Source organism: Streptomyces sp. WELS2 (genome assembly GCF_013870595.1).
Classification (GTDB): Bacteria; Actinomycetota; Actinomycetes; order Streptomycetales; family Streptomycetaceae; genus Streptomyces.
On record NZ_JACBWZ010000510.1, the window covers coordinates 1 to 4,604 of the forward strand.

The 4,604-nt window shown below is 73.0% G+C and carries 6 protein-coding genes and 1 pseudogene; 4 read left to right on the forward strand and 3 right to left on the reverse strand.

Features of this window, described 5'->3' with window-relative positions; genetic code table 11:
• Positions 1 to 550, forward strand: a pseudogene (locus H5J33_RS24400) (hypothetical protein); the annotation flags it as partial.
• Between the two features lie 93 nt (positions 551 to 643).
• On the opposite strand, the gene H5J33_RS24405 reads toward H5J33_RS24400, so the two are convergent.
• Positions 644 to 2,041, reverse strand: coding sequence for a GntP family permease (locus tag H5J33_RS24405; RefSeq protein WP_181797029.1), 1,398 nt, complete (start codon positions 2,039 to 2,041; stop codon positions 644 to 646).
• A 36-nt stretch (positions 2,042 to 2,077) separates the two neighbouring features.
• Entirely contained in the window at positions 2,078 to 2,605 is a 528-nt protein-coding gene (locus H5J33_RS24410) for a gluconokinase (RefSeq protein ID WP_181797030.1), read from the reverse strand.
• Positions 2,606 to 2,745: 140 nt separating this feature from the next.
• Here H5J33_RS24410 and H5J33_RS24415 point away from each other — a divergent pair, with 140 nt between their 5' ends.
• Positions 2,746 to 3,447, forward strand: a complete 702-nt coding sequence (locus H5J33_RS24415) for a FadR/GntR family transcriptional regulator (RefSeq protein WP_181797031.1) — start codon at positions 2,746 to 2,748, stop codon at positions 3,445 to 3,447.
• Positions 3,448 to 3,516: 69 nt separating this feature from the next.
• Here H5J33_RS24415 and H5J33_RS24420 read toward each other — a convergent pair whose 3' ends face one another.
• Entirely contained in the window at positions 3,517 to 3,894 is a 378-nt protein-coding gene (locus H5J33_RS24420; RefSeq protein WP_181797032.1) for a YchJ family protein, read from the reverse strand.
• Between the two features lie 100 nt (positions 3,895 to 3,994).
• On the opposite strand from H5J33_RS24420, the gene H5J33_RS24425 reads away from it, so the two are divergent.
• Both H5J33_RS24425 and H5J33_RS24430 read left to right on the forward strand, forming a co-directional pair.
• Positions 3,995 to 4,306 carry a dsRBD fold-containing protein gene (locus tag H5J33_RS24425; protein ID WP_181797033.1) on the forward strand — a complete coding sequence of 104 codons (312 nt, stop codon included), beginning with the start codon at positions 3,995 to 3,997 and terminating at the stop codon, positions 4,304 to 4,306.
• 16 nt (positions 4,307 to 4,322) lie between these two features.
• The coding region (locus tag H5J33_RS24430; protein ID WP_309485480.1) for a phosphoribosyltransferase family protein at positions 4,323 to 4,604 on the forward strand (282 nt) is incomplete at its 3' end.

Genomic DNA, 4,604 nt, shown 5'->3' on the forward strand with positions numbered 1-4,604 from the left:
GACGCTCCCGCCCCCGAAGGGCCCCAGGGCCCAACCGCGGACCCATTCGCCGCGCCGCCGCCATCCCGAGCACCACCACGCCCACCACCTGCTGATCGCCTGCCTCGCCGAACGGCCCGGGTGCGGCCGCGCCGAGGCCCACGAGGCGTACGACGCCGCCGAGCTGGCCGCCGCCGAGGCCCCCGCCGACTCCCCGCTGGCCGTGCTGCCGGTGGTCGCCTACGCCGAGCGGTACCGGGTCCTGGCCGCCACCGGCCTGGGCCCCGCCGACCCGGCCGCCTCCCGGCACTGGTCCGGCCCCCGGGCCCGGCGCGTGCTGGCCGCCTCCTTCGACTGGTGGCTGGAGTGGGAGCACGACGAACACCCGCGCCGGCTGATCGACCTCAACCACTTGGCGTTCGCCCTGTCCTGCGCCGGCCGCCCGGCCGAGGCGGCGGCCCTGTTCCAGCGCATCGGCGACCACGCCACCCCGGAGCCCTGGGCCTACGCCCACCGCGACCCGCAGGCGGCCTTCCACGCGGCCCGCGCCCGCGCGCTCGGGCCCGGATGACGGCGCCCGGAACGGCGGAACCGGCCCGTCCGGCCGAAGGGAAGCCCTCGGCCGGACGGGCCGGTTCGCAGGAGTGCGCCGGTCGCCGCGGCCCTAGACGACCAGGGACAGCAGCAGCACCAGGCCGCCCGCGACCACCGAGATGATCGTCTCCATCAGCGACCAGGTCTTGACGGTCTGCCCGACCTTCAGTCCGAAGTACTCCTTCACCAGCCAGAAACCGGCGTCGTTGACATGGCTGAAGAAGAGCGAACCCGCGCCGATGGCGAGGACCAGCAGGGCCGTGTGGGTGGTCGACATGTCGGCCGCGAGCGGCGCCACCAGGCCGGCCGCCGAGACCGTCGCCACCGTCGCCGAGCCGGTCGCCAGCCGGATCGCCACCGCGATCAGCCAGGCCAGCAGCAGCGCCGGGATCGACCAGTCCTTGGAGATGTCCAGGATCATCTGGCCCACACCGGAGTCGATCAGCGTCTGCTTGAAACCGCCGCCCGCGCCCACGATCAGCAGGATGCCGGCGATGGGCATGAGGCCCTTCTCCACGGTCTGCTGGAGCCGCTCCCGGGTGAACCCGGCGGGCCGGCCCAGCGTGAAGAAGCCGACGATCACGGCGGCGAGCAGGGCGATCAGCGGGGAGCCGATCACGTCGAAGACGCGCTGGGTGTGGTCCGCGGGGTCGTCGACGACGATGTCCACCAGCGCCTTGGCCAGCATCAGCACCACCGGCAGCAGCACGGTGGCGAGCGTCGGGCCGAAGCCCGGCCGGCGCTCGAGCTGCTCCGAGGCGCGCTGCGGCAGCATCCGGTCCGGGGCGGGCACGTCCACCCAGCGGGCCGCGACCTTGGAGAACAGCGGCCCGGCGATGATCACGGTCGGGACGGCGACCACGATGCCGAGGGCCAGGGTCACGCCCAGGTTGGCCTTGACCGCGTCGATGGCGACCAGCGGGCCGGGGTGCGGCGGGATCAGACCGTGCATCACGGACAGACCGGCCAGCGCCGGGATGCCGATGCGCATCAGGGAGTAGTTGCCGCGCTTGGCGACCATCAGCACGACCGGGATCAGCAGCACGATGCCGACCTCGAAGAACAGCGGCAGGCCGACCACGGAGGCGATCAGCACCATCGCCCACGGCATCGCCCGCCCGCCGGCCTTGGCCAGGATCGTGTCGACGATCTGGTCCGCGCCGCCGGAGTCGGCGAGCAGCTTGCCCAGGATCGCCCCGAGCGCGATCAGGACGCCCACGCCGGCCACCGTGGAGCCGAGCCCGCCGGTGAAGCTGGTGATGGCCTTGTCGAGCGGTGCCCCGGCGGCCGCCCCGAGCGCCAGCGACCCGATGGTCAGCGCCAGGAAGGCATGGAGCTTGAACTTGGTGATGAGCAGGACGATGACGGCGATGCCCACCAGGACGGCGATGCCCAGCTGGGCGTGTCCGGCGGAGGTGATCGGCGGAGGGGCGTCCGCTGCCAGCATCTCGACGCTGAGTCTGGTCACGGGGGTTCCTTGCGGTTACGGGGGATTTCTGGGGCGCTAGTGAGAGCTGCCCGCGGTGTCGGGAAGCGCGGCGAGGGCCCGCACGGCGCGCTCGGTGATCTCCTCGGGGCCGCCGCTGACGTCCACGGCGACTCCCGCCTCGTCCGGCTGGAGCGGCTGGAGGGTGGCGAACTGCGAGTCCAGCAGGGCGGTGGGCATGAAGTGGCCCTGCCGCCGGGACATCCGCCCCTCGATCAGCTCGCGGTCGCCCGTCAGGTGCAGGAACACGATCCCGGGCGCCACGGCCCGCAGCCGGTCGCGGTAGACCCGCTTCAGCGCGGAGCTGCTGACCACCCCGCCCAGCCCGGCCCTGCCGTGCGCCCAGTGCCCGATGGCGTCCAGCCACGGCCACCGGTCGGCGTCGTCGAGCGGGATCCCGGCCGACATCTTGTCGATGTTGGTCTGCGGGTGGAAGTCGTCGCCCTCGGCGTACGGGACGCCCAGCCGCGCGGCGAGCAAGGGACCGATGGTGGTCTTGCCCGTCCCCGCGACGCCCATCACGACGACGACCTGGGGGGTTCGCATTACTGCCTCGCTGTCTTCCTCGACATCCGACGCCACTGCGGCGTCGCCACACTGAAACCCATTAGGTACGACGAATTCAAGAGAGTGTGACGTATAAGTCTGACTTTTTACGTCCGTGATCCAGGCCGTACGCTGAGTGCATGAGCACAAGGGGCCGGGGGCTGCACGGCCATGTACTGGACACCCTCGGCCCCGCCATCACGTCCGGCGAGTACCCGCCGGGCAGCGTCCTGCGGACCGACGAGCTGGCACAGCGCTTCGAGGTGTCCCGCTCGGTGATGCGCGAGGCGGTCCGCGTGCTGGAGTCCATGCACCTGGTCGAGTCCCGCCGCCGGGTGGGCGTCACGGTGCGCCCCAAGGCCGAGTGGAACGTCTACGACCCGCAGGTCATCCGCTGGCGGCTGGCCGGCGCCGACCGTCCGCACCAGCTGCGCTCGCTCACCGTGCTGCGCTCCGCCGTCGAACCCGTCGCGGCGGGCCTGGCCGCCCGGCACGCCACGGCCGAGCAGTGCGCCGAACTCACCGAGTGCGCGCTCGGCATGGTGGCCAACTCACGCGGCCACCGGCTCCAGGAGTACCTCTTCCACGACGTGGCCTTCCACCGGGTCGTCCTCACCGCCTCCGGCAACGAGATGTTCGCCCGCCTCGGCGATGTCGTCGCGGAGGTGCTCTCCGGCCGCACCCGGCACGAGGTCATGTTCGAGGACCCCGACCCGGCGGCCGTCACCCTGCACGTGCGGCTCGCCGAGGCGGTCCGGGCCCGGGACGCGGCCCGCGCCGAGGAACTGACCCGGGAGATCACCGCGGGCGCCCTCCAGGAACTGGACATCCTGGCCCCCTGAGCACCCCGGCACGGCCGGTCGCACCGCCCCGATGACGAGGGTGCCCCGGTCCGCTTCCGCCGCGGATCCTCAGTCCTCCGGAAACTCCCCGTCCACGTACACCCACGCGCCCGCCACCCGCTCGAACCGGCTCCGCTCGCGCAGCGCGCCGCCCCGGTAGGAGGCGCGGAACTCCACCGTGCCCGTGGTGTGGAACGCCGACCCGTCGGCCGTGTCCAGGATCTCCAGCCCCGTCCACCTCGTCCCCGGATCGAGGTCCAGCCGCTGCGGCCGGGTCCGCGGATGCCAGGTGCGCAGCAGATACGCCGTGTCCCCCTTGACGAACGCGCTGTACCGGGAGCGCATCAGCAGCTCCGCGGTCGGCGCGGCGGCCCGCCCCGTGTGGAAGCGGCCGCAGCAGGCGTCGTAGGACCGGGGGAGCCCGCAGGGGCAGGTGCGCGAGGTCATGGCGCCATTGTGCCCGGGACAGCGGAGGCGCCCGGCAGGGGCCGGGTGCACAGTGGAAGAGCCGGACCGCACACCGGCGCACAGGGAGGTGAGGTCGAGGATGACCGGACCCGTGAGCAGCCGGCCTCCCGCCGTCAAGGAGTGGCGGCTGAACGTGTACCTGTCCGAGCACGATCCGGACACCACGGCCCGGATCGTCCTGGACACCGGGGACAACGTCCTGGAGAGCCGCGCCGGGGCCCGCCGCAGCCCCAGTGACCGGGCGATACCCGAGATAGGCGACGAACTCGCCGCCGGGCGCGCCCTGATCGCCATGGGCCGCATGCTCCTGCGCGCCGCCGACGGCGACATGAAAGCCACCGGGGCGGCCGACACGGACGGCCCGGCCCCGCTCTGGCTGCCCCGCGAGTGAAGGAAGGAGTGCCGCCGTGCGTTTCGCGAACCGTCCGGAAGCCGGACGGCGGCTGGGGGAGCGCCTGGAGTACCTCAGGGGACAGGACGTGGTGGTGCTCGGACTGCCCCGGGGCGGCGTACCGGTCGCCGCGGCCGTCGCCGAGGCGCTGGACGCACCCCTGGACGTCCTGCTGGTACGCAAACTCGGCGTGCCCTACCAGCCCGAGCTGGGCATGGGGGCGATCGGCGAGGACGGCGTCCGCGTGATCAACCAGGAGGTGCTGCGCGCCACCGGCGTCGGGCCGGACGATCTCGCG